The sequence below is a fragment of the Planococcus sp. SE5232 genome (genome assembly GCF_050686535.1).
In the GTDB taxonomy this organism is placed as follows: domain Bacteria; phylum Bacillota; class Bacilli; order Bacillales_A; family Planococcaceae; genus Planococcus.
In genome coordinates this window covers 36,064-60,745 of record NZ_JBOGCP010000008.1, presented here as the reverse complement: position 1 = coordinate 60,745, position 24,682 = coordinate 36,064, and the positions used below count along the sequence as shown (strand labels likewise).

The 24,682-nt window shown below is 45.0% G+C and carries 38 protein-coding genes; all 38 read right to left on the bottom strand.

Annotated elements, in window-relative coordinates; genetic code table 11:
* Nucleotides 1-3 precede the first annotated feature (3 nt).
* The 38 genes from ACRC6Q_RS18570 to ilvC all read right to left on the bottom strand — a co-directional run bounded on the left by ACRC6Q_RS18570 (nt 4) and on the right by ilvC (nt 24,677).
* A complete protein-coding gene (locus ACRC6Q_RS18570) occupies nt 4-801 on the bottom strand; it encodes an energy-coupling factor transporter transmembrane component T family protein (RefSeq protein WP_223643211.1) in 798 nt (265 codons plus the stop codon).
* Nucleotides 798-1,670: an energy-coupling factor ABC transporter ATP-binding protein gene (locus ACRC6Q_RS18565; RefSeq protein WP_223643209.1), complete on the bottom strand. Its 873-nt coding sequence runs from the start codon at nt 1,668-1,670 to the stop codon at nt 798-800. Before ACRC6Q_RS18565 ends, ACRC6Q_RS18570 begins: the two co-directional genes overlap by 4 nt.
* Nucleotides 1,646-2,494, bottom strand: coding sequence for an energy-coupling factor ABC transporter ATP-binding protein (locus tag ACRC6Q_RS18560; protein WP_431467198.1), 849 nt, complete (start codon nt 2,492-2,494; stop codon nt 1,646-1,648). Before ACRC6Q_RS18560 ends, ACRC6Q_RS18565 begins: the two co-directional genes overlap by 25 nt.
* A gap of 398 nt (nt 2,495-2,892) precedes the next feature.
* A complete protein-coding gene (gene rplQ, locus ACRC6Q_RS18555; RefSeq protein WP_223643205.1) occupies nt 2,893-3,267 on the bottom strand; it encodes a 50S ribosomal protein L17 in 375 nt (124 codons plus the stop codon).
* Nucleotides 3,268-3,313: 46 nt separating this feature from the next.
* Nucleotides 3,314-4,258 carry a DNA-directed RNA polymerase subunit alpha gene (locus ACRC6Q_RS18550; RefSeq protein WP_146559466.1) on the bottom strand — a complete coding sequence of 315 codons (945 nt, stop codon included), beginning with the start codon at nt 4,256-4,258 and terminating at the stop codon, nt 3,314-3,316.
* Nucleotides 4,259-4,389: 131 nt separating this feature from the next.
* Nucleotides 4,390-4,779, bottom strand: coding sequence for a 30S ribosomal protein S11 (rpsK, locus tag ACRC6Q_RS18545; RefSeq protein ID WP_006828953.1), 390 nt, complete (start codon nt 4,777-4,779; stop codon nt 4,390-4,392).
* Nucleotides 4,780-4,804: 25 nt separating this feature from the next.
* Nucleotides 4,805-5,170: a 30S ribosomal protein S13 gene (rpsM, locus tag ACRC6Q_RS18540; protein ID WP_006828952.1), complete on the bottom strand. Its 366-nt coding sequence runs from the start codon at nt 5,168-5,170 to the stop codon at nt 4,805-4,807.
* Nucleotides 5,171-5,194: 24 nt separating this feature from the next.
* On the bottom strand, nt 5,195-5,308 hold the full coding sequence (gene rpmJ, locus ACRC6Q_RS18535) for a 50S ribosomal protein L36 (RefSeq protein WP_006828951.1): 114 nt from the start codon (nt 5,306-5,308) through the stop codon (nt 5,195-5,197).
* A gap of 36 nt (nt 5,309-5,344) precedes the next feature.
* Nucleotides 5,345-5,563: a translation initiation factor IF-1 gene (infA, locus tag ACRC6Q_RS18530; RefSeq protein WP_006828950.1), complete on the bottom strand. Its 219-nt coding sequence runs from the start codon at nt 5,561-5,563 to the stop codon at nt 5,345-5,347.
* Nucleotides 5,564-5,962: 399 nt separating this feature from the next.
* Nucleotides 5,963-6,616, bottom strand: coding sequence for an adenylate kinase (locus ACRC6Q_RS18525; RefSeq protein WP_223643203.1), 654 nt, complete (start codon nt 6,614-6,616; stop codon nt 5,963-5,965).
* A gap of 62 nt (nt 6,617-6,678) precedes the next feature.
* Complete coding sequence (secY, locus tag ACRC6Q_RS18520) at nt 6,679-7,974, bottom strand: preprotein translocase subunit SecY (protein WP_223643201.1); 1,296 nt, start codon at nt 7,972-7,974, stop codon at nt 6,679-6,681.
* Nucleotides 7,974-8,414, bottom strand: a complete 441-nt coding sequence (gene rplO, locus ACRC6Q_RS18515; RefSeq protein ID WP_008432523.1) for a 50S ribosomal protein L15 — start codon at nt 8,412-8,414, stop codon at nt 7,974-7,976. Before rplO ends, secY begins: the two co-directional genes overlap by 1 nt.
* A 33-nt stretch (nt 8,415-8,447) precedes the next feature.
* Complete coding sequence (gene rpmD / locus ACRC6Q_RS18510; RefSeq protein WP_223643199.1) at nt 8,448-8,630, bottom strand: 50S ribosomal protein L30; 183 nt, start codon at nt 8,628-8,630, stop codon at nt 8,448-8,450.
* Nucleotides 8,631-8,644: 14 nt separating this feature from the next.
* A complete protein-coding gene (gene rpsE, locus ACRC6Q_RS18505) occupies nt 8,645-9,145 on the bottom strand; it encodes a 30S ribosomal protein S5 (RefSeq protein WP_223643197.1) in 501 nt (166 codons plus the stop codon).
* Between the two features lie 20 nt (nt 9,146-9,165).
* Entirely contained in the window at nt 9,166-9,528 is a 363-nt protein-coding gene (rplR, locus tag ACRC6Q_RS18500; protein WP_431467197.1) for a 50S ribosomal protein L18, read from the bottom strand.
* Between the two features lie 33 nt (nt 9,529-9,561).
* Complete coding sequence (rplF, locus tag ACRC6Q_RS18495; protein ID WP_223643195.1) at nt 9,562-10,101, bottom strand: 50S ribosomal protein L6; 540 nt, start codon at nt 10,099-10,101, stop codon at nt 9,562-9,564.
* 30 nt (nt 10,102-10,131) lie between these two features.
* Nucleotides 10,132-10,530 carry a 30S ribosomal protein S8 gene (gene rpsH, locus ACRC6Q_RS18490; RefSeq protein ID WP_006828942.1) on the bottom strand — a complete coding sequence of 133 codons (399 nt, stop codon included), beginning with the start codon at nt 10,528-10,530 and terminating at the stop codon, nt 10,132-10,134.
* Nucleotides 10,531-10,559: 29 nt separating this feature from the next.
* Nucleotides 10,560-10,745 carry a 30S ribosomal protein S14 gene (gene rpsN / locus ACRC6Q_RS18485; RefSeq protein WP_006828941.1) on the bottom strand — a complete coding sequence of 62 codons (186 nt, stop codon included), beginning with the start codon at nt 10,743-10,745 and terminating at the stop codon, nt 10,560-10,562.
* A gap of 19 nt (nt 10,746-10,764) precedes the next feature.
* Nucleotides 10,765-11,304 carry a 50S ribosomal protein L5 gene (rplE, locus tag ACRC6Q_RS18480; RefSeq protein ID WP_223643193.1) on the bottom strand — a complete coding sequence of 180 codons (540 nt, stop codon included), beginning with the start codon at nt 11,302-11,304 and terminating at the stop codon, nt 10,765-10,767.
* Nucleotides 11,305-11,331: 27 nt separating this feature from the next.
* Entirely contained in the window at nt 11,332-11,643 is a 312-nt protein-coding gene (rplX, locus tag ACRC6Q_RS18475) for a 50S ribosomal protein L24 (protein WP_058386721.1), read from the bottom strand.
* Between the two features lie 35 nt (nt 11,644-11,678).
* Nucleotides 11,679-12,047, bottom strand: a complete 369-nt coding sequence (gene rplN, locus ACRC6Q_RS18470) for a 50S ribosomal protein L14 (RefSeq protein WP_006828938.1) — start codon at nt 12,045-12,047, stop codon at nt 11,679-11,681.
* Nucleotides 12,048-12,094: 47 nt separating this feature from the next.
* Nucleotides 12,095-12,358, bottom strand: a complete 264-nt coding sequence (rpsQ, locus tag ACRC6Q_RS18465) for a 30S ribosomal protein S17 (protein WP_008432511.1) — start codon at nt 12,356-12,358, stop codon at nt 12,095-12,097.
* Between the two features lie 24 nt (nt 12,359-12,382).
* On the bottom strand, nt 12,383-12,583 hold the full coding sequence (gene rpmC / locus ACRC6Q_RS18460; RefSeq protein ID WP_006828936.1) for a 50S ribosomal protein L29: 201 nt from the start codon (nt 12,581-12,583) through the stop codon (nt 12,383-12,385).
* On the bottom strand, nt 12,573-13,007 hold the full coding sequence (gene rplP, locus ACRC6Q_RS18455) for a 50S ribosomal protein L16 (protein ID WP_223643191.1): 435 nt from the start codon (nt 13,005-13,007) through the stop codon (nt 12,573-12,575). The genes rpmC and rplP overlap by 11 nt, the downstream gene beginning before the upstream one ends.
* 1 nt (nt 13,008) lies before the next feature.
* Complete coding sequence (gene rpsC / locus ACRC6Q_RS18450) at nt 13,009-13,665, bottom strand: 30S ribosomal protein S3 (protein ID WP_006828934.1); 657 nt, start codon at nt 13,663-13,665, stop codon at nt 13,009-13,011.
* A 3-nt stretch (nt 13,666-13,668) separates the two neighbouring features.
* Nucleotides 13,669-14,010: a 50S ribosomal protein L22 gene (gene rplV, locus ACRC6Q_RS18445; protein WP_223643189.1), complete on the bottom strand. Its 342-nt coding sequence runs from the start codon at nt 14,008-14,010 to the stop codon at nt 13,669-13,671.
* A 19-nt stretch (nt 14,011-14,029) separates the two neighbouring features.
* Nucleotides 14,030-14,308 (bottom strand): 30S ribosomal protein S19, encoded by a 279-nt coding sequence (gene rpsS, locus ACRC6Q_RS18440; RefSeq protein ID WP_006828932.1) that lies wholly within the window; start codon nt 14,306-14,308, stop codon nt 14,030-14,032.
* A gap of 60 nt (nt 14,309-14,368) precedes the next feature.
* Entirely contained in the window at nt 14,369-15,199 is an 831-nt protein-coding gene (gene rplB / locus ACRC6Q_RS18435) for a 50S ribosomal protein L2 (protein WP_142830547.1), read from the bottom strand.
* A gap of 45 nt (nt 15,200-15,244) precedes the next feature.
* Nucleotides 15,245-15,529 carry a 50S ribosomal protein L23 gene (rplW, locus tag ACRC6Q_RS18430; protein WP_006828930.1) on the bottom strand — a complete coding sequence of 95 codons (285 nt, stop codon included), beginning with the start codon at nt 15,527-15,529 and terminating at the stop codon, nt 15,245-15,247.
* Entirely contained in the window at nt 15,529-16,152 is a 624-nt protein-coding gene (rplD, locus tag ACRC6Q_RS18425; protein ID WP_223643187.1) for a 50S ribosomal protein L4, read from the bottom strand. The genes rplW and rplD overlap by 1 nt, the downstream gene beginning before the upstream one ends.
* A 28-nt stretch (nt 16,153-16,180) precedes the next feature.
* The gene (gene rplC / locus ACRC6Q_RS18420; protein ID WP_223643185.1) at nt 16,181-16,810 is read right to left on the bottom strand and encodes a 50S ribosomal protein L3; all 630 of its coding nucleotides are present in this window, start codon (nt 16,808-16,810) and stop codon (nt 16,181-16,183) included.
* Nucleotides 16,811-16,859: 49 nt separating this feature from the next.
* Nucleotides 16,860-17,168: a 30S ribosomal protein S10 gene (rpsJ, locus tag ACRC6Q_RS18415; protein ID WP_006828927.1), complete on the bottom strand. Its 309-nt coding sequence runs from the start codon at nt 17,166-17,168 to the stop codon at nt 16,860-16,862.
* A 254-nt stretch (nt 17,169-17,422) separates the two neighbouring features.
* Entirely contained in the window at nt 17,423-18,745 is a 1,323-nt protein-coding gene (locus ACRC6Q_RS18410) for a Na+/H+ antiporter family protein (RefSeq protein WP_431467196.1), read from the bottom strand.
* Nucleotides 18,746-18,929: 184 nt separating this feature from the next.
* Complete coding sequence (gene leuD / locus ACRC6Q_RS18405) at nt 18,930-19,520, bottom strand: 3-isopropylmalate dehydratase small subunit (protein ID WP_223643181.1); 591 nt, start codon at nt 19,518-19,520, stop codon at nt 18,930-18,932.
* Nucleotides 19,521-19,545: 25 nt separating this feature from the next.
* Complete coding sequence (gene leuC / locus ACRC6Q_RS18400; RefSeq protein WP_298833541.1) at nt 19,546-20,964, bottom strand: 3-isopropylmalate dehydratase large subunit; 1,419 nt, start codon at nt 20,962-20,964, stop codon at nt 19,546-19,548.
* Nucleotides 20,965-20,982: 18 nt separating this feature from the next.
* Nucleotides 20,983-22,083, bottom strand: coding sequence for a 3-isopropylmalate dehydrogenase (gene leuB / locus ACRC6Q_RS18395; protein ID WP_223643177.1), 1,101 nt, complete (start codon nt 22,081-22,083; stop codon nt 20,983-20,985).
* Between the two features lie 31 nt (nt 22,084-22,114).
* Nucleotides 22,115-23,656 carry a 2-isopropylmalate synthase gene (locus ACRC6Q_RS18390; protein ID WP_223643175.1) on the bottom strand — a complete coding sequence of 514 codons (1,542 nt, stop codon included), beginning with the start codon at nt 23,654-23,656 and terminating at the stop codon, nt 22,115-22,117.
* A complete protein-coding gene (ilvC, locus tag ACRC6Q_RS18385; protein ID WP_223643173.1) occupies nt 23,643-24,677 on the bottom strand; it encodes a ketol-acid reductoisomerase in 1,035 nt (344 codons plus the stop codon). Before ilvC ends, ACRC6Q_RS18390 begins: the two co-directional genes overlap by 14 nt.
* Nucleotides 24,678-24,682: the final 5 nt, after the last annotated feature.

The window sequence follows — 24,682 nt, the reverse complement described above, 5'->3', positions numbered from 1 at the left end:
TCCTTATAGCCGGAAATACCAAAGCATTCCCGCAAGCCCGGCCAGCACCAGCAAACTCAAGCTGTCCACAAAACGCCAATCCAATTGACGGTAGCGTGTTCTGCCTTCGCCTCCCCGGTAGCCGCGGACTTCCATCGCCGTAGCCAAATCCTCCGCCCGTTTAAAGGCACTGACGAACAAAGGAATCAGTAAGGGCACGACAGCTTTTATCCGCTCTTTTACCGGCCCTGAGCCGATGTCTGAGCCCCTTGCCATCTGGGCCTTGAGGATCTTGCCTGTCTCGTCCATCAAAGTCGGGATAAACCGCAGGGAAATGGACATCATCAAGGCCAGTTCATGAACCGGCAGTTTGACCCGCTTGAAGGGGCCAAGCAGCACTTCAATGCCATCCGTGATGGAGATCGGCGAAGTCGTCAAGGTCAGGATACTGGTGATGAACACCAGCACCAGGAAACGGATGGAAATGAATATCCCTTGCCGCAGCCCTTCTTCGTAAATTTCGATAAAGCCGATATCCAGCAGCAGATCGCCTTCCCGCGTAAAGAAAATATGCAGGAAAAAGGTAAAAATCAATAGAATAAAGACCGGTTTCAATCCGTTTATCAAGAAATACAGCCGTATTTTGGACAGGAATACCACCAATAAAGTGAATCCAAGCAGAATACCGTAAGTCACTGCGCTGTTGGCGATAAAGACAATAGCGATAAAAACAAAGACGAACAAAATCTTCGCTCGCGGATCCATTCGGTGGATGATGGAGTCACCCGGAATAAAACGGCCAAAAATCATTTTCTCCATCATTCGGAATCACGTCCTTCCGACAAAGCCAGAGCGATGTTTTTCGCCAGCGCTTCTTCCGTCAATGAAATGGCACCGAGTTTAATGCCCGCTTTATCTTCGAATTTTCGCTGCAGGCGAATCGTCCGCGGCGGCTCCAAACGGTAATCCCGCAGTTGCTCTTCATTCGAAAAGATCTCTTCAGGCTCTCCTGTGACCACGCAGCGTCCGTTATGCATGATCGCTACACTATCAGCGTAACGCGCCGCATCTTCCATGCTATGGGTCACCAGAACGGTCGTCAGGCCTTTTTGGATATGCAGCTGATGGAACAGGTCCATAATTTCACGGCGGCCGCGCGGATCAAGTCCGGCCGTCGGTTCATCCAGCACCAGCACATCCGGCTCCATCGCCAGCACACCAGCAATCGCTACCCGGCGCATTTGGCCGCCGGACAGATCAAACGGAGACTTCGTCAATACCTCGGCAGGCAGTCCAAGCTGTTCAACCAACTCATGCGCGCGGCGGCTAGCTTCTTCTTCCGGCACTCCGTAATTCAAAGGGCCGAACATGATATCTTTCAAGACCGTCTCATCAAAAAGCTGCTGTTCAGGAAATTGAAAAACAATCCCGACCTGGCGCCGGACATCGCGCAGATTCTTGGCCTTCACACCCGCTTCGATTTTGCGTTCGCCAATTACAACAGTTCCTTCTGTCGGCTTCAACAAGGCGTTCAGATGCTGAAGGACCGTCGATTTGCCCGATCCGGTATGTCCAATGATTGCTGTATAGGAACCAGAAGGGATATGCAGCGATACACTCGTCAACGCACGCTTTTCAAACGGCGTATCTTTAGCGTAGCTGTACCCTACTTCCCGGAGTAAAATGTCCATAGTTCATCCACCAATTCGTCTTCTGTCATATGTTCTCCCTGCAGCTCCACTCCGGCTTCCCGGAGCAAATGCGTCATCCGCATCGAAAATGGCAAGTCCAAGCCCAGGGTCGTCAGTTCATTGCCCGACAGAAAAACAGCTTCCGGCGTGCCTTCCAATTGTTTATGCCCCGCATTCATTACAAGAATACGGTCAGCCATAGCCGCTTCTTCCAAATCGTGGGTAATCGATATGACTGTCAGGCCTGTTGCTTCCCGCAACTCACGAATGGTTTCGATGACTTCCATGCGTCCCTGGGGATCGAGCATGGAAGTCGCCTCATCCAATATCAACAGGCGCGGACGCAAAGCAAGGGCACCAGCGATCGCCACGCGCTGTTTCTGGCCTCCGGACAAATGATGAGGCTCGTGATCAAAATACGATTCCATCTTCACCTGATGCAAAGCTTCTTTAACACGTAACACCATTTCTTCATGCGGAACCCCGTTATTTTCCAACGCAAAAGCGACATCGTCCTGGACCGTCGCTCCCACAAACTGGTTGTCTGGATTTTGAAAGACCATGCCCATCTGCGAACGGATGTCCCAAAGGCTTTCTTCAGCCATCAATTTCCCCATGGCAAATACTTTTCCTGCCTGCGGAAACAACAAACCGTTCATCAATTTGGCGATGGTTGATTTTCCTGAACCATTGTGGCCCACCAAAGCAATCCACTCCCCATCCTCAATCGAGAAGGATAAATCTTCTACAGCGGGTCTTACCGACTCGTCTTCTTGCGTATATGTAAATGTCACATCTTCGAATGACAATATAATCGAATTCATCTCAGCTGACCTCCTCAAACACTTGCTTGGCTCATCTCTACTCTACTGGTTTTCAACAGCGTTTGTAAAACGGTAAATAAATAAAAAAAGCGCGCACCTCATTCAGAGAAATGCGCTTTTCTGTCTCTATGGCTTCCCCGGTTGCTTAAGCCAAGGTTGAATGAGGTGCGTAGAGCTAGACGAGACGCCGCCTTTCGGCTCGCTCATCATAACACTCAGCTTTTCATATTGTCGTATAAATCATAATGCTAAAAGAAGAGGGCTGTTGACCCCCTTCAAGTAAATCAATTATGCCTCGGCATAATTGCGTCCGGATTTTGAATTGCGCTAGCGCAATTAATTCCTTTCAAAATCCGTGACACCCGCCGGAGGCTTTAATTTGAATCTATAGATTCAAATTAAACCAATTCGATAATAACGATAGGTGCGCCATCTCCGCGACGAGGCCCCATTTTCATGATGCGTGTGTAACCGCCTTGACGGTCAGCGTAACGTGGTGCAACATCATCAAACAATTTCTGCAAAGCAAAAGTTGTTGTTTCGTTGCCTTCAGCGTCTGCAGTTGTTACCAACTCACGGCGCATCCATGCTGCTGCTTTACGGCGAGCGTGAATATCTCCACGTTTACCAAGCGTAATCATTTTTTCTACAGTCGAACGCACTTCTTTCGCACGAGCTTCAGTCGTTTGAATGCGTTCATGTACGATTAAGTCTGTTGTAAGGTCACGTAATAGTGCTTTACGTTGAGAACTTGTACGTTGAAGCTTTCTCATTGAAGTTTCCCTCCTTTGTTGAATAGTTCGGATCCGATCTTAACTCTCAGTCTTCTTTACGAAGCCCAAGGCCTAAATCTTCCAACTTCACTTTAACTTCTTCAAGTGATTTGCGTCCGAGGTTGCGTACTTTCATCATGTCGTCTTCCGACTTGCTTGCCAGTTCGTGTACCGTGTTGATACCCGCACGTTTTAAGCAGTTGTAAGATCGAACCGAAAGATCAAGTTCTTCGATAGTCATCTCTAATACTTTTTCTTTTTGGTCTTCTTCTTTTTCAACCATGATTTCAGCCGTTTGTGCCTCATCTGTTAATCCCACGAAGATATTTAAATGCTCAGTAAAAATCTTTGCGCCAAGCGCAATTGCCTCTTTTGGACCAATGCTGCCATCTGTCCATACATCAAGAGATAATTTATCGAAATGAGCCAGTTGACCCACACGAGTGTTTTCCACTTGGAAATTAACGCGTGAAACTGGAGTGTAAATAGAGTCAATCGGGATAACACCAATTGGAAGATCTTCACGTTTGTTCTGATCTGCACGGGCATATCCACGGCCTCTGTTTGCATACATACGCATACGTAAGTGGCCATTTTTAGCGATTGTTGCAATATATAGATCCGGATTCAGAATTTCCACGTCACTGTCGTGCGTGATATCTGCAGCCGTAACCGTTCCATCACCTTTTACATCAATTTCAATGACTTTTTCTTCGTCAGAGTAAATTTTCAAAGCCAGCTTCTTGATATTCAAAATAATGGTAGCTACATCTTCTTCAACACCTTCGACAGTGGAGAATTCGTGCAGAACGCCATCAATTTGAATTGAAGTAACAGCTGCGCCAGGTAAAGATGAAAGTAAGATTCGACGTAAGGAGTTTCCTAAAGTGGTTCCATATCCACGCTCAAGAGGTTCAACAACAAATTTTCCGAACTTGGAATTGCTGTCGATCTCAACCGTTTCAATCTTTGGTTTTTCTATTTCGAGCATTCAGTTTACCCTCCTTCAAAACGTCGGTTTTTTTTCGCTTCATCAAAGAATTCGATAGTCACAGACTTTCGCTACGATTCAGAACCCATCCAGTAAGTCGTGATGTTCAAAAATCCTATTCAGATTAACGATTATACGCGACGGCGTTTTGGCGGACGGCAACCGTTATGAGGAACTGGAGTTACATCTTTGATAGCTGTAACTTCTAGTCCAGCAGCTTGAAGCGCACGGATAGCAGCTTCACGACCTGAACCAGGACCTTTAACTGTAACTTCTAGAGTTTTAAGGCCGTGCTCGATTGATGTTTTAGCAGCAGTTTCAGCAGCCATTTGCGCAGCGAAAGGAGTAGATTTACGTGAACCTCTAAATCCTAGAGCTCCTGCACTTGACCATGAAACAGCGTTACCCTGCATATCAGTGATAGTAACGATTGTGTTATTGAATGTTGAGCGGATGTGAGCAATACCAGATTCGATATTCTTTTTCACACGACGCTTACGAGTTTGTTGTTTACGTGCCATGTTAAGAAGAAACCTCCTTTACTGATTATTTTTTCTTGTTAGCTACAGTTTTACGAGGACCTTTACGCGTACGCGCATTGTTCTTCGTATTTTGACCGCGGACAGGTAGTCCACGACGATGACGGATTCCTCGGAAGCTAGCAATTTCCATCAAGCGTTTGATGTTCATTGAAACTTCACGGCGAAGGTCACCTTCGATTTTGTATTGATCTAATTGTTCACGGATATTGTTCAACTCGTCTTCTGTAAGATCACGAACGCGTGTCTCTTCAGAGATACCAGCAGCAGAAAGAACTTTCTGTGCAGTTGTTTTACCAACACCGAAAATGTATGTTAATGAAATAACAACGCGTTTGTCGCGCGGAATGTCAACACCAGCAATACGTGCCATGTGTGCGATGCACCTCCTTCAAAATTAGCCTTGTCTTTGTTTGTGTTTCGGATTTTCACAGATTACCATTACTTTACCGTTTCTGCGAATAACTTTACATTTTTCACAGATCGGTTTTACAGATGGTCTCACTTTCATCTAACCCAACCTCCTTATAGTCCGGAGTGCAAAAGATTATTTAAAACGGTATGTGATACGACCGCGTGTTAAATCATAAGGAGAAAGTTCCACTGTCACTTTATCTCCTGGCAGAATGCGGATGAAATGCATGCGAATCTTGCCTGATACGTGCGCAAGAATCGTATGGCCGTTTTCCAATTCCACTTTAAACATCGCGTTAGGCAAAGTCTCAACGACAGTTCCTTCGATTTCAATTACATCGTCTTTCGCCATCGACCCAGTCTCCCTTCTGTATACAAATCAGGTTCTCATCTTCAAACAGTATTTGCTGATTGAATAGTAGTAGTACATTCATTCACAAGAAATGCATGAGTGACATTCGAAAGACATTCTCCGAGTCCCGCAGATATGCGGGCCGGGGTTAATCCGGCAAAGCCAGTCTGTCTCATGTATCCTCGACTGCCCGGACTGCTTTGGATGAGTTCCAAACCCGTTACACAGATGCTTCCACGAAACCCATTATACTCGTTTCAATGCTCAATTGCACTAAAGCGCATTTTGCATCAACTTTCATATCCTGAGCCTTGTTTGCTTTTGCAGCTCTCGAAAATTCATATCTCCGGTGCCCCTTAAAGCCACATGGAGGCAACTAACTGCGCCCGGCGCCGGGGATTAGCCTCGGTCGCCCTTTAGAAGAGCATCAATGTCAGCAAATACTTTTTGAATGTCCTGCTGTCCATCTATATTTTGCAGCACGTTCTTGCTTTCATAGAAATCAAGAAGCGGCTGTGTTTGTTGCATATTTACTTCTAAACGTTTAGTGACGGTTTCAGGCTTATCATCTTCACGCTGGTAGAGTTCTCCGCCATCTTTGTCGCACACACCAGCTATTGCCGGCGGGTTAAACACAGTATGGTAAGCAGTTCCACAAACTTTACAGATCCATCGGCCTGTTAAACGTGCAATTAGTTCGTCTTGTTCAACTTGGATATTTACGACATGCTCGATTCGCTTATCAAGATCGGCCAAAAGAGATTCCAACGCTTCAGCTTGAGGAACCGTGCGTGGAAAGCCATCTAATAAGAAGCCTTCTTCACAGTCCTTTTCGCTTAATCGTTCCCGGACAATGCCGATTGTCACTTCATCAGGCACTAGAGCACCTTGATCCATGAATGATTTTGCTTTCAAGCCCAGTTCCGTTCCGCCTTTAATAGCAGCTCGAAACATATCACCTGTAGAAATATGAGGGATGTCGTACTTCTTAACAATTTCGTCTGCTTGAGTACCTTTTCCGGCACCCGGTAGACCCATTAATACGATATTCATACGTTTTCCCCCTCAGACAATTGGATAAGAGACGCTTTCACGCCCCTTTTAAATCCTACTGATTATTTCATAAAGCCTTTATAATGACGTTTTACAAGCTGAGATTCCAATTGCTTCATCGTTTCAAGTGCTACCCCAACAACAATCAGAAGACTCGTTCCGCCGATTTGCGCCGATTGCGGTAAATTCGCAATGTTGATGAAGAAAATCGGTAGAATGGCAATGACTGCAAGGAAAATGGCACCAACGAATGTCAATCGGTATAACACGCTTGTTAAATAATCCTGTGTATTTTTACCCGGACGGATCCCCGGAATATATGCACCTTGCTTTTTCAGGTTATCCGACACGTTCTCAGGATTAACCTGAATAAATGCGTAGAAGTACGTGAATGCTACGATCAAAGCGACATAAATGATCATGCCGACAGGGCGCGTATAATCGAACGTATTCTGAATCGCTTCTGTAAACGCGTTGGCACCAAAGAAAGAAGCAATGGTTTGCGGCGTTATGATAAACGCTACTGCAAAGATTACCGGGATAACTCCGGCCGCGTTCACTTTCAAAGGTAAGTGTGTTTGCTGCCCGCTTGTTGTCTGGCCACGGCCAGCAACTCGCTTCGCATACTGAATCGGTATTTTACGCAACGCTTGTTGAACGTAAATGACCAAAACTGTAATGGCAACAACAGCTAATGCAAGCAATGCCATAATGGCAATATTGATCGGCAGCTGATCTCCAGCTCCTTGGATCTGCTGTGCATATAATTGGTTGACAGCACCTGGTACTGCAGCGACAATCCCTGCGAAGATGATAATCGAAATACCGTTCCCCACACCTTTTGCCGTAATCTGCTCACCAAGCCACAGTAGAAATGCCGTACCCGCAGTCAATACAATAGCGATGACAACATAAGTTGAAATCGTGTCATTCTGAATTAAAGAACCGCCGTACATTTGGTTAAATCCATAAGACATACCGATTGCTTGAATAAAGGCAAGAACGATTGTGAAATAGCGAGTGAATTGAGCAAGTTTCCGTCTTCCGACTTCACCTTGTTTCGCCCACTCTGCAAATTTCGGTACAACATCCATCTGCAATAATTGCACAATGATTGATGCTGTAATGTATGGCATAATTCCCATCGCTAAAATCGAAAAGTTAGCAAGGGCACCTCCACCGAAAGTATTTAAGAATCCAACCAGACCCATCTGGTCAGTAGCTTGCAAAACCGAAGCGTCAACATTCGGTACTGGAACAAAAGTTCCAATACGGAAAATGATGAGCATCAGTAATGTAAAGAATATTTTATTTCGAATATCAGTCACGCGCATAAAATTAGAGATTGTCTGAAACATTAAACCACCTCGGTTTGTCCGCCGGCAGCTTCAATCGCTTCTTTAGCTGATCCAGAGAATTTGTGAGCTTTTACTGTCAATTTCTTTTCTAGGCTACCATTGCCCAGAATTTTAATTCCAGAACGTTCATTGCTCACAACACCTGTTTCAATTAACAATGCAGGTGTTACTTCTGTGCCTTCGTCGAAACGGTTAAGCACTTCCACGTTCACTACTGCATAATCTTTGCGGTTGATGTTGGTAAATCCACGTTTAGGCAAACGACGGAACAAAGGGTTTTGACCACCTTCGAATCCAGGACGAACACCGCCGCCTGAACGTGCGTTTTGACCTTTATGACCTTTACCTGCTGTTTTACCAGTACCTGAACCGATACCGCGTCCGATACGCTTTCTTGAGCTGCGTGAACCTTCTGCCGGTTTTAATTCATGAAGTTTCATTTGGTTGGCACCTCCTTCTATAGAAATCCGTAATTAAATTTCTTTGATAGTTACTAAGTGAGCGACTTTATCAAGCATACCGCGAACGGCTGCATTGTCTTGGTGCTCAACTGTTTGATGCATTTTGCGCAATCCCAATGATTGAACAGTTTTACGTTGTGTCGGTTTAGAACCGATCACAGATTTTGTGAGGGTAATTTCCAATTTAGTTGCCATGTGATTTTCCCTCCTTATCCTAACAGTTCTGCAACTGATTTACCGCGAAGTTTTGCGACTTCTTCGGCACTCTTCAATTGAGTTAAACCGTTAATAGTTGCACGTACCATGTTGATTGGTGTGCTTGAACCTAGAGATTTAGATAGAATATCCTGTACCCCAGCCAATTCAAGTACCGCACGAACAGGTCCGCCAGCAATTACACCAGTACCTGGAGAAGCAGGTTTGATAAGAATTTGGCCTGCGCCAAAACGACCGATTACTAAGTGTGGAGTAGTACCTTTAACCATTGGTACTTCAATAAGGTTTTTCTTCGCATCTTCAATGGCTTTGCGGATAGCATCTGGAACTTCTTGAGCTTTACCAGTACCAAAACCAACATTACCATTTCTGTCGCCTACAACAACTAATGCGGAGAAACGGAAACGACGTCCACCTTTTACAACTTTAGCTACGCGATTGATTGTAACTACGCGTTCTTCAAGTTCAAGTTTGTTTGAATCAATACGACTCATGAAATGTGTCCCTCCTTTTTTTAGAATTCTAAACCATTTTCACGTGCAGCTTCTGCTAATGCTTTTACGCGTCCATGATATAAATAACCACCGCGGTCAAAAACAACCGATTTCAAGCCGTTTTCAGTAGCGCGTTTTGCGATTGTTTCGCCGACTTTAGCTGCAGCTTCCACGTTGCCAGTTGATTCTACTGAGAAATCCTTCTCCATAGATGATGCACTTGCAAGTGTAACGCCATTCATATCGTCGATCAATTGAGCGTAGATGTATTTATTCGAACGGAATACGTTCAAACGCGGGCGTTGTGCTGTACCCGAAATTTTAGAACGTACGCGTGCATGACGTTTTTTACGAGATGCGTTTTTATCGAGTTTCGTAATCACTGAGGTCACTCCTTTCAGCCTGCCTAAGCAGCATTATTTACCTGTTTTACCTTCTTTGCGGCGAACTACTTCCCCTTCGTAACGAATACCTTTGCCTTTATATGGCTCTGGTGGACGTACTTGGCGGATGTTTGAAGCAAGAGCTCCAACGCGTTCTTTATCGATGCCTTTAACAATGACTTTAGTGTTAGCTGGAACTTCAACTGTTACGCCATCTTCCGGTGTGAATTCAACCGGGTGAGAGTAACCTACGTTAAGCACCAATTTCTGTCCTTGCAATTGAGCACGGTAACCAACACCAACTAGTTCAAGTGAACGTTGGAATCCTTCTGAAACTCCAGTGACCATGTTCGCAAGCAAAGCACGAGACGTACCGTGGTTTGTGCGGTGATCTTTAGAATCTGAAGGACGTGTCAATGTTAGCACGTTTTCTTCTTGTGCGATTGTAATATCTTTGTTAAATACGCGAGTCAACTCGCCTTTAGGTCCTTTAACAGTTACGGTGTTCTTGTCTCCAAGAGTAACGGTAACGTTAGCAGGAACCTCGATTGGTTTTTTACCTACACGTGACATTCTGTTGCACCTCCATTCGTTTGTTGCTTGTTACCAAACGTATGCTATGATTTCTCCGCCGATTTGTTTCGCGCGGGCTTCTTTATCAGTTACCAAACCTTGTGATGTTGAGACTAAAGCGATTCCAAGACCGTTTAGTACACGTGGCACCTCGTTAGTTTTAGCGTATACACGTAATCCTGGTTTTGAAATACGTTTCAATCCAGTAATAACGCGTTCGTTGTTAGCTCCGTATTTAAGGAAAATCCGGATCATGCCTTGTTTATCATCTTCAACATATTCTACGTCACGAACGAAACCTTCACGCTTAAGGATTTCAGCGATGTCTTTTTTCACATTAGAAGCCGGAAGCTCTAATTTCTCGTGACGAACCATGTTTGCGTTACGAATGCGTGTCAGCATATCTGCAATCGGATCTGTCATTGTCATTACTTTTACCTCCTTCCCAAATTAGGGGATTACCAGCTGGCTTTTTTGACGCCAGGAATTTGTCCCACATATGCAAGTTCACGGAAACAAATACGGCAAAGTTTAAATTTGCGTAATACTGAATGCGGACGTCCGCATCGTTCACAGCGTGTGTACTCTTGTACTTTAAACTTTGGCGTGCGTTTTTGTTTTGCGATCATAGATTTTTTAGCCACGTTTACGCCTCCCTCACGTTTACTTTTGGAACGGCATTCCGAATTGTGTTAATAACTCACGAGCTTCTTCATCAGAGTTCGCAGTTGTTACAATTACGATGTCCATACCGCGTACTTTGTTAACTTTATCATAGTCGATTTCAGGGAAGATCAATTGTTCTTTCACGCCAAGTGTGTAGTTACCGCGTCCGTCGAACGATTTGTTCGATACGCCACGGAAGTCACGAACACGTGGAAGTGAGATAGCAATCAATTTATCCAGGAAGTCGTACATACGCTCTCCGCGTAGTGTAACTTTACATCCGATTGGCATACCTTCACGTAGACGGAAGCCAGCGATAGATTTCTTAGCTTTAGTGATGATTGGCTTTTGGCCAGTAATTGTTTGTAGTTCTTCAACCGCGGAGTCAAGTGACTTCGTGTTTTGAACAGCTTCGCCTACACCCATGTTGATGACGATTTTGTTTACTTCAGGTGCCTGCATTACCGATTTATATTCAAACTTGCTCACTAGAGCAGGAGTGATTTCATTGACATATTTTTCTTTTAGGCGGTTCATGTGTGTACCTCCCTTCATTCAGGAATTTTATTTATCTAATTTTTCGCCGGATTTTTTTGCAACACGAACTTTTTTACCATCTTCAACCTTGTATCCAACACGAGTCGGCTCGCCGGATTTAGGGTCAAGTAACATTACGTTAGAAACGTGAATTGCTGCTTCTTGGCTGACAATTCCACCTTGCGGATTTGCCTGGTTCGGTTTTGTATGCTTTTTGATGATGTTGACACCTTCAACAAGCACACGGTCTTTCTTAGGTAAAGCAGTCAAAACAACGCCTGTTTTGCCTTTGTCTTTGCCTGAGATTACCTTAACTGTATCGCCTTTTTTAACATGCATTCTGTCGCACCTCCTTGGTATGGCACATTGATTTATTAAAGAACTTCAGGAGCAAGTGATACGATTTTCATGAAGCTGTTATCGCGAAGTTCGCGGGCAACAGGTCCGAAAATACGAGTTCCGCGTGGACCTTTGTCGTCACGGATAATGACACATGCGTTTTCATCAAATTTGATATAAGTACCGTCTTTACGGCGAGCTCCGCTTTTCGTGCGAACGATGACAGCCTTAACGACTTCACCCTTCTTAACAACGCCACCTGGTGTTGCTTTTTTCACGGTACAAACGATTACGTCTCCGATGTTTGCAGTCTTGCGACCAGAACCACCAAGTACTTTAATCGTTAGTACTTCACGAGCACCCGAGTTGTCTGCAACTTTTAAACGACTTTCCTGTTGGATCACTTAGGTAACCTCCCTCCGGAATTTCTTAGGTTCCGAAATTATTTAAATTAAATGATAACCGCTTTTTCTACAATTTCCAATACGCGGAAACGTTTTGTAGCTGATAACGGACGAGTTTCCATGATGCGAACTACGTCGCCCATTTTCGCTTCGTTTAGCTCATCATGAGCTTTATATTTCTTAGAGTATTTTACACGTTTGCCATAGAATGCATGCTTCTTTTGAGTTTCAACCATTACTGTAACGGTTTTGTCCATTTTGTCAGACACAACACGGCCTGTGTATACTTTGCGTTGGTTACGCTCAGTCATACTTGCAAACCTCCTCTCGATTTATCAGTTATTGCCACTGAGTACTCTTTCGTGAATCACAGTTTTCATACGGGCAATCGCTTTACGTACTTCGCGGATGCGAGCAGTATTTTCTAATTGACCAGTAGCCAATTGGAAGCGAAGGTTGAAAAGCTCTTCTTTCAGTGATTTCACTTTTTGTTCAATCTCAGCAGTGGTTAGGTCACGGATTTCATTAGCTTTCATTCGATTCACCACCAATTTCTTCGCGTTTTACGAACTTCGTTTTGATTGGAAGTTTGTGAGATGCAAGGCGTAATGCTTCGCGTGCCACTTCTTCAGATACTCCACCAAGTTCGAACATGATTTTACCAGTTTTGACAACGGCTACCCAGCCTTCAGGTGAACCTTTACCAGATCCCATACGAACCTCTAGAGGCTTTTTCGTATATGGTTTATGCGGGAATATTTTAATCCAGACTTTACCGCCACGTTTCATGTAACGAGTCATGGAAATACGTGCTGCTTCGATTTGACGGTTAGTGATCCAAGATGATTCTAGTGCTTGGAGACCAAATTCGCCGAATGCGATTTCTTTACCGCCTTTAGCTTCGCCGCGCATCTTGCCTCGGTGCTCTCTACGATATTTAACGCGTTTTGGCAATAACATATTATTTGCCTCCTTCCTCAGATTTCTTCTTAGTTGGAAGGACTTCACCGCGGTAGATCCATACTTTTACGCCAAGCTTACCATATGTTGTGTCTGCTTCAGCATGCGCATAATCGATATCAGCGCGGAGCGTATGGAGCGGAACAGTACCTTCACTGTAGTGTTCAGCACGCGCAATGTCAGCGCCGCCTAGACGTCCAGATACTTGAGTTTTGATTCCTTTAGCGCCAGAACGCATAGTGCGTTGGATCGCTTGTTTTTGTGCACGACGGAAAGATACTCGGTTTTCCAATTGACGTGCAACACTTTCAGCAACCAATCTTGCATCAAGGTCAGCTCTTTTGATTTCAATGATGTTGATGTGTACACGCTTGCCAGTCATAGAGTTAAGCTGTTTGCGAAGTACTTCTACTTCAGATCCACCTTTACCGATTACCATACCCGGTTTCGCGGTGTGAATAGTTACGTTGACACGGTTTGCAGCGCGTTCAATTTCGATTTTAGAAACTGAAGCTTCTTTCAAACGTGCTTCAACATATTCACGGATTTTAATATCTTCGTGAAGAAGCGTCGCATAATCTTTCTCAGCGTACCATTTAGATTCCCAATCACGAATGATTCCGATACGCATCCCAATTGGATGTATTTTTTGTCCCACGAATTACCCCTCCTTCTGGTCAGATACCACTAGTGTGATGTGGCTTGTGCGTTTATTAATTGCGCTTGCGCGTCCCATTGCACGTGGACGGAAACGTTTAAGTGTTGGTCCTTCGTCAACGAATACTTCGCTGATGATCAAGTCATTCAGGTCCATTTCGTAGTTGTGTTCAGCGTTAGCAGCTGCAGATTTCAATAACTTCTCAACAACAATAGATGCTGCTTTCGGAGTGTGGTTCAAAATCGCAACAGCTTCGCCAATTTGCTTGCCTCGAATTAAATCTACAACTAAACGGACTTTACGAGGAGCAATACGTACTGTTCTAGCGACAGCTTTTGCTTGCATAGGGAAATCCTCCTCTCAATTAACGTCTTGTTTTCTTATCGTCTGCACCATGGCTAGCGTATTTGCGTGTTGGTGCGAATTCGCCTAGTTTATGGCCCACCATATCTTCAGTCACATATACAGGGATGTGTTTACGACCATCGTATACTGCGATTGTTTGTCCGATGAATGTCGGGAAAATTGTAGAACGGCGAGACCAAGTTTTGATCACTTGTTTTTTCTCAGAATCCTTTTGTGCTTCAACTTTTTTCATAAGATGATCATCAACAAAAGGTCCTTTTTTCAAGCTGCGGCCCATGTGGGATCCTCCCTTCGTGATTGCACCACGGTTCTTTCAACGAACCGTAGCGGAATCAAATTATTTTTTACGACGACGCACGATAAATTTATCTGACTTGTTCGTTTTCTTACGTGTCTTGTATCCAAGAGTAGGTTTGCCCCAAGGAGACATTGGTGATTTACGTCCGATTGGCGAGCGTCCTTCACCACCACCGTGTGGGTGATCGTTAGGGTTCATTACAGATCCGCGGACTGTTGGGCGATTGCCCTTCCAGCGATTACGTCCTGCTTTACCAATGTTGATCAATTCGTGTTGCTCATTTCCTACTGCACCGATAGTAGCGCGGCAAGTAGCAAGAATCATGCGAACTTCGCCTGATTGCAAACGAACTGTTACGTATTTTCCTTCTTTACCCAATACCTGAGCTGAAGTTCCTGCAGAACGAACTAGTTGTCCGCCGCCGCCTGGCTTCAATTCGATGTTATGGATTGTAGAACCCATTGGGATGTTTGACAACGGCAAAGCGTTACCTGCCTTGATATCTGCTTCAATACCTGACATAAGTTGAGTTCCAACTTCAACTCCTTTAGGAGCGAGGATGTAACGTTTCTCACCATCAGCGTAGTGAATCAAAGCGATGTTTGCAGAACGGTTTGGATCGTACTCGATTGTAGCAACGCGTCCTGGAATGCCATCTTTGTTACGTTTGAAATCGATAACACGGTATTGGCGTTTATGTCCACCACCGTGATGGCGTACAGTTATTTTACCTTGGTTATTACGGCCGCCCTTGCGCTTTACAGGTCGTAAAAGCGATTTTTCAGGTTTGTTCGTTGTGATTTCAGCGAAATCTGAACTCGTCATGTTACGACGACCGTTAGTGGTAGGTTTATATTTTCTTATGCCCACGTTGTTTCCCTCCTTCTTTAATAGTTCTTTAAGAACTTATGGAAATTAAATTTCGAATAGCTCGATGTCTTTAGATTCAGCAGTCAATTTAACAATCGCTTTACGGCGTTTGTTTGTGTATCCTGCATGTTTGCCCATACGTTTGAATTTGCCTTTGTAGTTCATGATGTTGACTTTCTCAACTTTCACGCCAAAGATCTCTTGTACGGCTTGTTTAACTTGGGTTTTATTTGCGCGAGTGTCCACTTCAAAAGTGTACTTTTTCTCTGCCATTACTTCAGATGATTGCTCAGTAATGACCGGACGCTTTATTACATCACGTGCTTCCATTAACTAAGCACCTCCTCAATTTTCTCAATCGCTGCTTTTGTCATGACAATTTTGTCATGTCCAAGCAAGTCTAAAACGTTAATGCCATCTGCTGCTACTACTGTCATTCCGTGAAGGTTACGTGCAGATTTTGCAACGTTCTCATCAAGGTCAGCAGTTACGAACAATGCTTTTTTGCCAATTGAAAGGTCTTGGATCAACTGGTTGAAAGCTTTTGTTTTCGGTGCATCAAATGTCAATCCTTCAAGTACCATCAGGTTTTCTCCGATTACTGCAGATGAAAGTGCAGAACGTAGAGCTAAACGACGGACTTTCTTAGGAAGTTTGTAGCTATAGCTACGTGGAGTTGGACCGAATACGATACCGCCTCCGCGCCATTGTGGTGAACGAATCGACCCTTGACGAGCACGTCCAGTTCCTTTTTGACGCCATGGCTTTTTACCACCACCAGCTACTTCAGAACGGTTTTTTACTTTATGGTTACCTTGACGAAGTGAAGCGCGTTGAGACACTACTGCGTCAAATAACACTGATTCATTTGGCTCGATACCGAAGATATAGTCGTTCAATTCGATGTCGCCCACTTGTGAACCTGTTTGATTTAATAAAGCTACTTTAGGCATTCTTGTTTCCTCCTTTCTCTAAAAATTATTAGTTCGCTTTAATTGCCGTTTTAACACGGATCAATGCTTTGCGAGAACCAGGAACATTACCTTTAATAAGAAGCAGGTTACGTTCAAGATCAACTTTCACGATGGAAAGGTTTTGAATCGTAATTGTCGTGCCACCCATTTGACCAGGTAATTTCTTCTGTTTGAATACGCGGTTAGGAGCAACCGGACCCATTGAACCAGGACGACGGTGGTAACGTGAACCGTGAGACATTGGTCCGCGAGATTGTCCGTGGCGTTTAATAACACCTTGGAAACCTTTACCTTTTGTTGTTCCTGTGACATCTACTACATCGCCTTCTGCGAATACATCTACTTTGACTTCTTGACCAATCTCGTAATCAGCTAAGTTTACATTGCGAAGTTCGCGAATGAAGCGCTTAGGAGCAGTGTTCGCTTTTGCTACGTGTCCTTTAGAAGGTTTGTTCGAAAGCTTTTCGCGCTTGTCTTCAAAACCTAATTGGATTGCTTCGTAGCCGTCAACCTCTACTGTCTTCTTTTGAAGTACTACGTTTGGAGCAGCTTCAATAACAGTTACAGGGATTAAATCACCGTTCTCAGCAAAAACTTGCGTCATACCGATTTTTCTACCTAAGATTCCTTTGGTCATGTTGTCACACCTCCTGTGGTTATTTATGTTTTTCTATTTCGTTTACCGATTAAAGTTTAATTTCAATGTCAACGCCTGACGGTAAATCAAGTTTCATCAACGCATCGACAGTTTGTGGTGTCGGGTTAACGATATCGATTAGACGTTTGTGTGTACGCATTTCAAACTGCTCACGAGCATCTTTGTACTTATGGACAGCACGTAAGATTGTGTAGACCGATCTTTCAGTCGGCAACGGTATCGGACCCGATACGCTTGCACCTGAACGTTTAGCGGTTTCTACAATTTTCTCGGCAGACTGATCAAGAATTCTGTGATCATATGCTTTTAAACGGATACGAATTTTTTGTTTTGCCATTATTTTCCCTCCTTTTCGCCTATTTTTGATAGACATTCTCCACGAAAATTTTCCAATCACTCGCCATGGCAAAGCGGCCGGGTGTATCGGTAACCTCTCGCTTCATCGCAGTCAAAGACCAACATTCACCATTATACAAAAGAAAAAAGAATTCCGCAAGTACTTCCACGAAATTCTTTCTTATTCGCTTTTTTTATTATAACAGGATTTATTAGAACATCAAGTCAGACGATAATAGTCCGAACATTTCGAGCTTATCCAAGCAACATCACGGCTGCCCAGCCGAAAATCACCAACGGGATATTGTAATGAAGGAAGGTCGGAACACACGTATCCCAAATGTGATTGTGCTGTCCATCGACGTTCAATCCGGCAGTCGGCCCCAATGTCGAATCGGACGCCGGCGACCCTGCATCACCCAATGCTCCTGCCGTACCGATCAAAGCGATGATCGCCATGGTGGAGAATTCGAACTCGAGACTCAGCGGGACGAAAATCGCCGCAATGATCGGAATCGTTGCGAACGATGAGCCGATGCCCATCGTCACGAACAGACCGACGATAAGCATGGCTAGAGCTGCAATGCCTTTATTGCCGGCAAACAAGTCCGATACACTTTCAACAAGCGGCTCGATGGCTCCTGTCGCTTGTATGACCGATGCAAAGCCGTTCGCTGTAATCATGACAAAACCGATAAATGCCATCATGCGCATCCCTTCTGTCAAGACATCGTCAGCTTCCCGCCATTTCATTGCTCCAAAAACATAAAGCACAAGAATTCCTGCAAGTGCACCAATGATCATCGAATCTGTCTGGATCTGTGCAACTAGTGCAGCGATCAATGCGACAATCGTCACCAGAACATCTTTGGTTGAAGCCGTCTTTTTCAGAGTTCCTTCTATAGTAGAGGATGTTTTATGGTAATCCCTCGGCTTGCGGTAAGAGATGAACACCGCGATGACCAATCCCACTAACAGGCCCGCGACCGGAATCGCCATCGCTCTCGGAATGTCAGCCATATCAATTGTTAGGCCGGCCAGTTCCATTTGAGTAAAGACGATCTCATGGAAAATCAACCCAAAACCATACGGCAATAAAATATAAGGCGCCGTCAGGCCGAACGTCAGGACCGCAGCGATCAAGCGGCGGTCGATCCGCAGTTCATTTAGAATATGCAAAATTGGTGGAACCAATAAAGGGATGAAAGCGATATGGATCGGAATCAGGTTTTGCGAGAAGATAGCCATTGCCAAAAGCGCAATGATGATGAGAGCTTTCGCCAAATTCTCCCGCGTCGCCTCTCCGTCCTTATTGACCAGCTTCAGGACGCCTGACACGAGCAGCTCCGGTATGCCGGTGCGTGAAATCGCTACGGCAAAGCCGCCGAGCATGGCATAGCTGAGCGCAATCGTCGCGCCTGCACCTAAACCGTCTGTAAATGATGTTAATGTATCCATAAATGATAATCCACCGCTCAACCCACCTGCAAGTGCGCCGATCAATAAAGCGAAGACGACGTTCACGCGCAATAAGCTCAGTACGAGCATGACTAAGACAGCGACAACAACTGCATTCATAAGTAAACTCTCCTTTAGTTTGCTAAAGCGTTAAAGTACACACTTTAAATTAACAAATCACGAATTGCTTGTCAACAACGGATTGATGAATCCTTTAAATACAAAAAAGTCCAAAAAATAAAGACCCTTTACGGTTACGTAAAGGGTCTTCTCATGAAAAACAACTTGTTCAGACATATTCACATTAAGCCTGCCGCTGTTTTTCCTCATAGGCTGCGATGTAGTCATCGTACTGGAACGTCAAGGCAATTTCGTCCCAGCCCTTCAACAGCATTTCCTTCCAGTATGGATCGATATCAAATTCATAGCGTATGCCGTCCTGGCTGTTGACAGTCTGGTCCTCCAAATTGATTTCCAACTTGAATTCCTCGCGCTGTCCCTTATCAATCAAGGCATTGACTTCCTCATCTTTTAAACGAATCGGCAAGATGCCATTTTTCACGCAGTTGTTATAGAAGATGTCTGCATAACTGGGAGCGATGACTACGCGGAATCCGTAATCCAAAATCGCCCACGGGGCATGTTCACGAGAAGAACCGCAGCCGAAATTCTCTTGTGCGACCAGAATCTCGGAGCCGTCGAATCGAGGATCGTTCAAAACAAATTCTTCTATCGGTGTACCATCGGCATGAAAGCGCCAATGATAGAATAGATATTTGCCGAATCCTGTTCGTTCAATACGTTTTAGAAACTCTTTTGAAATGATTTGATCAGTATCTACGTTTTTACGTTCAAGTGGCGTTAGGACACTTGAAATTTTATTGATCGGTTTCATCGATGGGCCTCCTCATTTCCGACTGTCATGCTGATGGTACGGACTCTTTCATGTAATTGCGGACATCTGTCAGATGGCCTTCAATCGCGGCGGCTGCTGCCATTACAGGGCTTACCAGATGCGTCATCGATCCCGCTCCTTGGCGTCCTTCAAAATTCCGGTTGGATGTGGACGCACAACGTTCGCCTGCAGGCACCGAGTCTTCATTCATCGCCAGGCACATGCTGCATCCTGTCTCACGCCATTCAAAGCCGGCTTCAAGAAATACCTGATCCAAGCCTTCTTGTTCAGCTGCACGTTTGACCGTTTCAGATCCAGGAACAACAATTGCAGTCACGGATGGATGCACTTTTCTGCCTTTGACAATTTCACTGGCTGCACGCAAATCGCCAAGACGGGCATTCGTACAAGAGCCGATAAAGACATGCTGGATATCAATCGAAGAAAGTGGTGTCCCCTCTTCCAGGTGCATATAAGCCAAAGCTTGCTTCAACGCATCTTTATCCGACTGTTTATCATAGTCCGCTTCAGATGGAACGCTTTCCGCAATGCCTGATCCCATTGAAGGATTGGTGCCCCATGTAACGAATGGAGAAATCTCATCCGCATGAATCGTCACAGACGCATCATACTGTGCGCCTTCATCTGTTGCAAGAGCCAGCCAACGCGCGGCTTCTTTTTCAAACGCATCACCTTCAGGCACGTTTCTGCGCCCTCTCAAGTATTCCACTGTCTTTTCATCAGGACTGATCAACCCAGCCCGTGCGCCTGCTTCAATCGACATATTGCAGATCGTCATGCGTTCTTCCATCGACAACCCACGGATGGCTTCACCTGTATACTCCATGATGTAGCCAGTTCCCATGTCGATGCCAAATTTCGAAATAATAGCCAGGATAACATCTTTAGAAGAAACACCAAAGCCCAATTTTCCGTCAATCCGAACTTCCATGGTTTTCGGCTTTGATTGCCATAGCGTTTGAGTGGACAAGACGTGCTCCACTTCGCTGGTGCCGATACCAAATGCCAAAGCACCGAAGGCACCGTGCGTTGAGGTATGGCTATCCCCACAGACGATGGTCTTGCCGGGTTGGGTCAAACCTAGTTCTGGTCCGATCACGTGGACGATCCCTTGGTCTGGATGGTTGATGCCCGCAAGCGGAACACCGAACTCGTCGCAATTATCCTGCAAAGTTTTGATCTGTTTTCGCGAAATGGGATCTGTGATCGTCTCCCGGTTCCGTGTTGGAACGTTATGGTCCATCGTAGCGAAGCAAAGATCCGGACGGCGGACTTTCCGTCCATTCAGCCGAAGCCCCTCAAACGCTTGCGGAGATGTCACCTCATGCAATAAATGAAGATCGATATATAGCAGGTCCGGCTTTCCTTGCTCTTCGAAGACGATATGTTGTTCCCAAATTTTTTCTATGATTGTTTTTGCCATGCGAACCGCTCCTTTCACTTACACATAAGAATACATGATGTGTTCTGATACAAATTCTCTTTCCAACTCTTCCACAACTTTCGTTACAAATCGATCGGTTGAAACTACACGTTTTCCGTGCCCAGCCAGGTCTCCCGTGCAATAGCCATCTTCCAAAACGCTCATTACTGCTTTTTCAATCGCAGCAGCTTCCGTATGAAGGCCGAATGAATGCTTCAGCATCATCGCAGCTGACAAGATAGCAGCAGATGGATTCGCTTTGTTTTGTCCAGCGATATCCGGCGCTGATCCATGTACCGGTTCGTAAAGGCCGAAGCCGTCTGAACGGATGCTCGCAGATGGCAGCATGCCAAGTGAACCTGTGATGACCGAAGCTTCATCGCTCAAGATATCACCGAACATATTCTCTGTTACCATGACATCGAAAGCACGTGGATCCGTAATCAGTTTCATCGCTGCCGAATCGACCAACATATGCTCCACTTCGATATCTGGATACGCTTTACGGCGTTCTTCCACGACTTCGCGCCATAATTTGCTGGTTTCCAGTACATTGGCTTTATCGACCGAAGTCACTTTGCCTCTGCGTGTACGGGCGATTTCAAACGCCTGATTAACAATGCGCTCGATTTCCTGTCTCGTATAAACCAATGTATCCACTGCCGATTTCTCTGAGCGGCGTTTCGGTTCTCCGAAATACAAGCCGCTCGTCAATTCGCGGACGATGACCATATCCACTTCTTTTGCTACTTCTTCCTTTAAAGGAGACGAAGCCAGCAAGGACGGTATGGCTTTGACCGGACGGATATTGGCGAACAAATCAAAATGCTTCCGGATGTTCAAAAGCCCTTTTTCAGGACGCAGATGAGCAGGGTTACTGTCCCATTTCGTTCCTCCGACAGCACCGAGGAGAATCGCGTCGCTCGCTTCACAAACCTCAATGGTTTGCTGAGGCAGTGGGTTTTCAAATTGATCAACCGCTGTGCCACCGATTGCCGCGTGCTTTAAATGAAAAGTATGTCCATAACGCATTGCAATGGATTGCAGCACCTTTACCGCTGCATCTGTTACTTCTGGTCCGATTCCGTCTCCTGGCAATACCGCTATTGTTTTTTTCATTTTAAATTCCTCCTCTTTCAATCTGTTCTTTTTACACTGCAGACATCCTGACTTTTTTCCCGACTTGGACGATTTGACGATTGACTGCATTCAAATATGCTTTTGCTGTTGCTTCGAGAACATCCTGTGCAACATCGCGGCCTGTGACTGTCTCGCCGTTATAACTCATATTGATAACCGCTTCCCCTAAGGCATCGCGCCCTTTACCGATGGACGTCACACGGTAATCAAGAATATGGACTTTTCCTTCGACAATTCGTTCTAGCGTGTTGAAGATTGCTTCAACAGAACCGGCTCCAGTAGCTGCTTCGTTGATCAATTCCCCATTTGGGTGATAAGCAGAAGCAGTGGCTGTCGGAATGTTTGCTGTACCATATTGCACCTGTACACTCTCCAGTTTATAAACCGGTGTTTCAGTGTCATGGATTTGTTGATCGGTCAGCAATACGTAAAGATCATCTTCCAGAATTTCTTTCTTGCTGTCGGCTAATTTCTTAAATTCAACAAATGCTTTATTTAACTTCTCATCAGATAAATCAAAGCCCATCTTGATGGCCCGATCTTTAAAGGCGTGGCGTCCCGAATGTTTACCAAGTACCAATTCAGTTGCCGCATCGCCGATCAATTCCGGTGTAATGATTTCATAAGTCAACGGGTTCTTCAGCATGCCATCCTGGTGGATACCGGATTCATGGGCAAACGCATTTTTACCGACGACTGCTTTATTCGGCTGAATCAGGCTTCCTGTCAACTGGCTGACCAGTTGGCTGGTGCGTTTGATTTCATGAAGATTGATGCCCGTTTCGATATTGAAGATTTGCTTGCGGATATGCAAAGCAACCGCAATTTCTTCAAGTGCGACATTTCCGGCACGTTCACCGATGCCATTGATGGTTCCCTCAATTTGAGTAGCGCCATTTTCAATGGCGGCCAATGTATTGGCTGTGGCCATTCCCAAATCATTATGGCAATGTGCTGAGAGCTTCACATTTTCGATGCCCACCACATTTTCTGTCATGTATTTGAACATGGCACCGTACTCATGAGGAGTTGCATAACCAACCGTGTCTGGAAGGTTGATGGTTGTGGCGCCGGCTTCAATGACTTTGCGGATAATATGAGCCAGGAATTCCGGATCTGAACGGGAAGCATCTTCCGCTGACCATTGGACCAACGGGAAGAACTTACGCGCGTATTTTACCGATGCTACTGCCAATTCCACAACCTGCTCCGGTGTTTTGAATAATTTTGTTTCCATATGGATGGGTGATGTCGCTAAAAAGATATGAATATGCGGTTGTTCCGCTCCTTTTAACGCTTCCCATGTCCGATCAATATCACTTTCAATCGAACGGGCCAAACCCGTTACAATTGAATTCTTCACCGTGCCTGCGATTCGCTGCACAGCGTCAAAGTCTCCTGGAGATGAAGCAGGAAACCCTGATTCGATAATCGTCACTCCCAGACGTTCAAGCTGGCGGGCGATTTCGATTTTCTCTGCTGTGTTCAAGTTGATCCCGGCCGACTGTTCCCCGTCTCGTAATGTCGTATCGAAAATATCAATTTGTGACATTGGCAACCACCTCTTTTTGTTTAGCTTTTTTGCCTTCATTAACGAATGGCATCATCGCACGCAATTCACGTCCAACTTGTTCAATTTGATGGGATTCTTCCGCTTTTTCGATTGCAGTGAATTCCGGACGGTTCAATTGGTTTTCAAGCAACCAGCCTTTTGCGAATTTCCCTGTTTGGATATCCGTAAGTACATCTTTCATGCGGGCTTTTGTATCTGCGTCAACAATACGTGGTCCTGAAACAAAATCTCCCCATTGAGCTGTATCGGAAATTGAGTAGCGCATTCCTGACAAGCCGCCTTCATACATAAGGTCAACAATCAATTTCAATTCATGCATACATTCGAAGTATGCAACTTCCGGTTGGTATCCGGCTTCAACAAGCGTTTCGAACCCAGCTTTTACAAGTGAAGTCACACCGCCGCAAAGGACTGCTTGTTCTCCGAATAGATCTGTTTCCGTTTCTTCTTTGAATGTCGTTTCCAAAACGCCTGCACGTGTAGCTCCGATTCCTTTTGCGTAAGCCAGTGCAACTTCTTGAGCTTTCCCTGAAACGTCCTGATGGATTGCGATCAATCCAGGAACTCCAGCACCCGCTTCGTACGTACGGCGAACAAGATGTCCCGGGCCTTTTGGTGCTACTAGGAATACATCCACATCTGCAGGTGCAACGATCTGGTTAAAGTGAACATTAAAACCGTGTGCAAAAACAAGTGATTTACCTGCCGTTAATGCTGGTTTGATTTCTGCGTTGTAGATTTGCGTCTGTTTTTCATCCGGTACTAAGATCATGATGACGTCTGCCGCTTCTGCCGCTTCTTTTACGGTAACGACTTTCATGCCGTCATTTTTAGCCTGATCGAATGATTTACCTGGACGAACTCCAACTACTACATCAAAACCGGATTCTTTTAAGTTTTGAGCATGTGCATGACCTTGAGAACCATAGCCGATCACCGCGATTGTCTTTCCTTTAAGTACCTGTTCGTTTACATCTTGGTTATAATACATTTTTGCCATTTTAA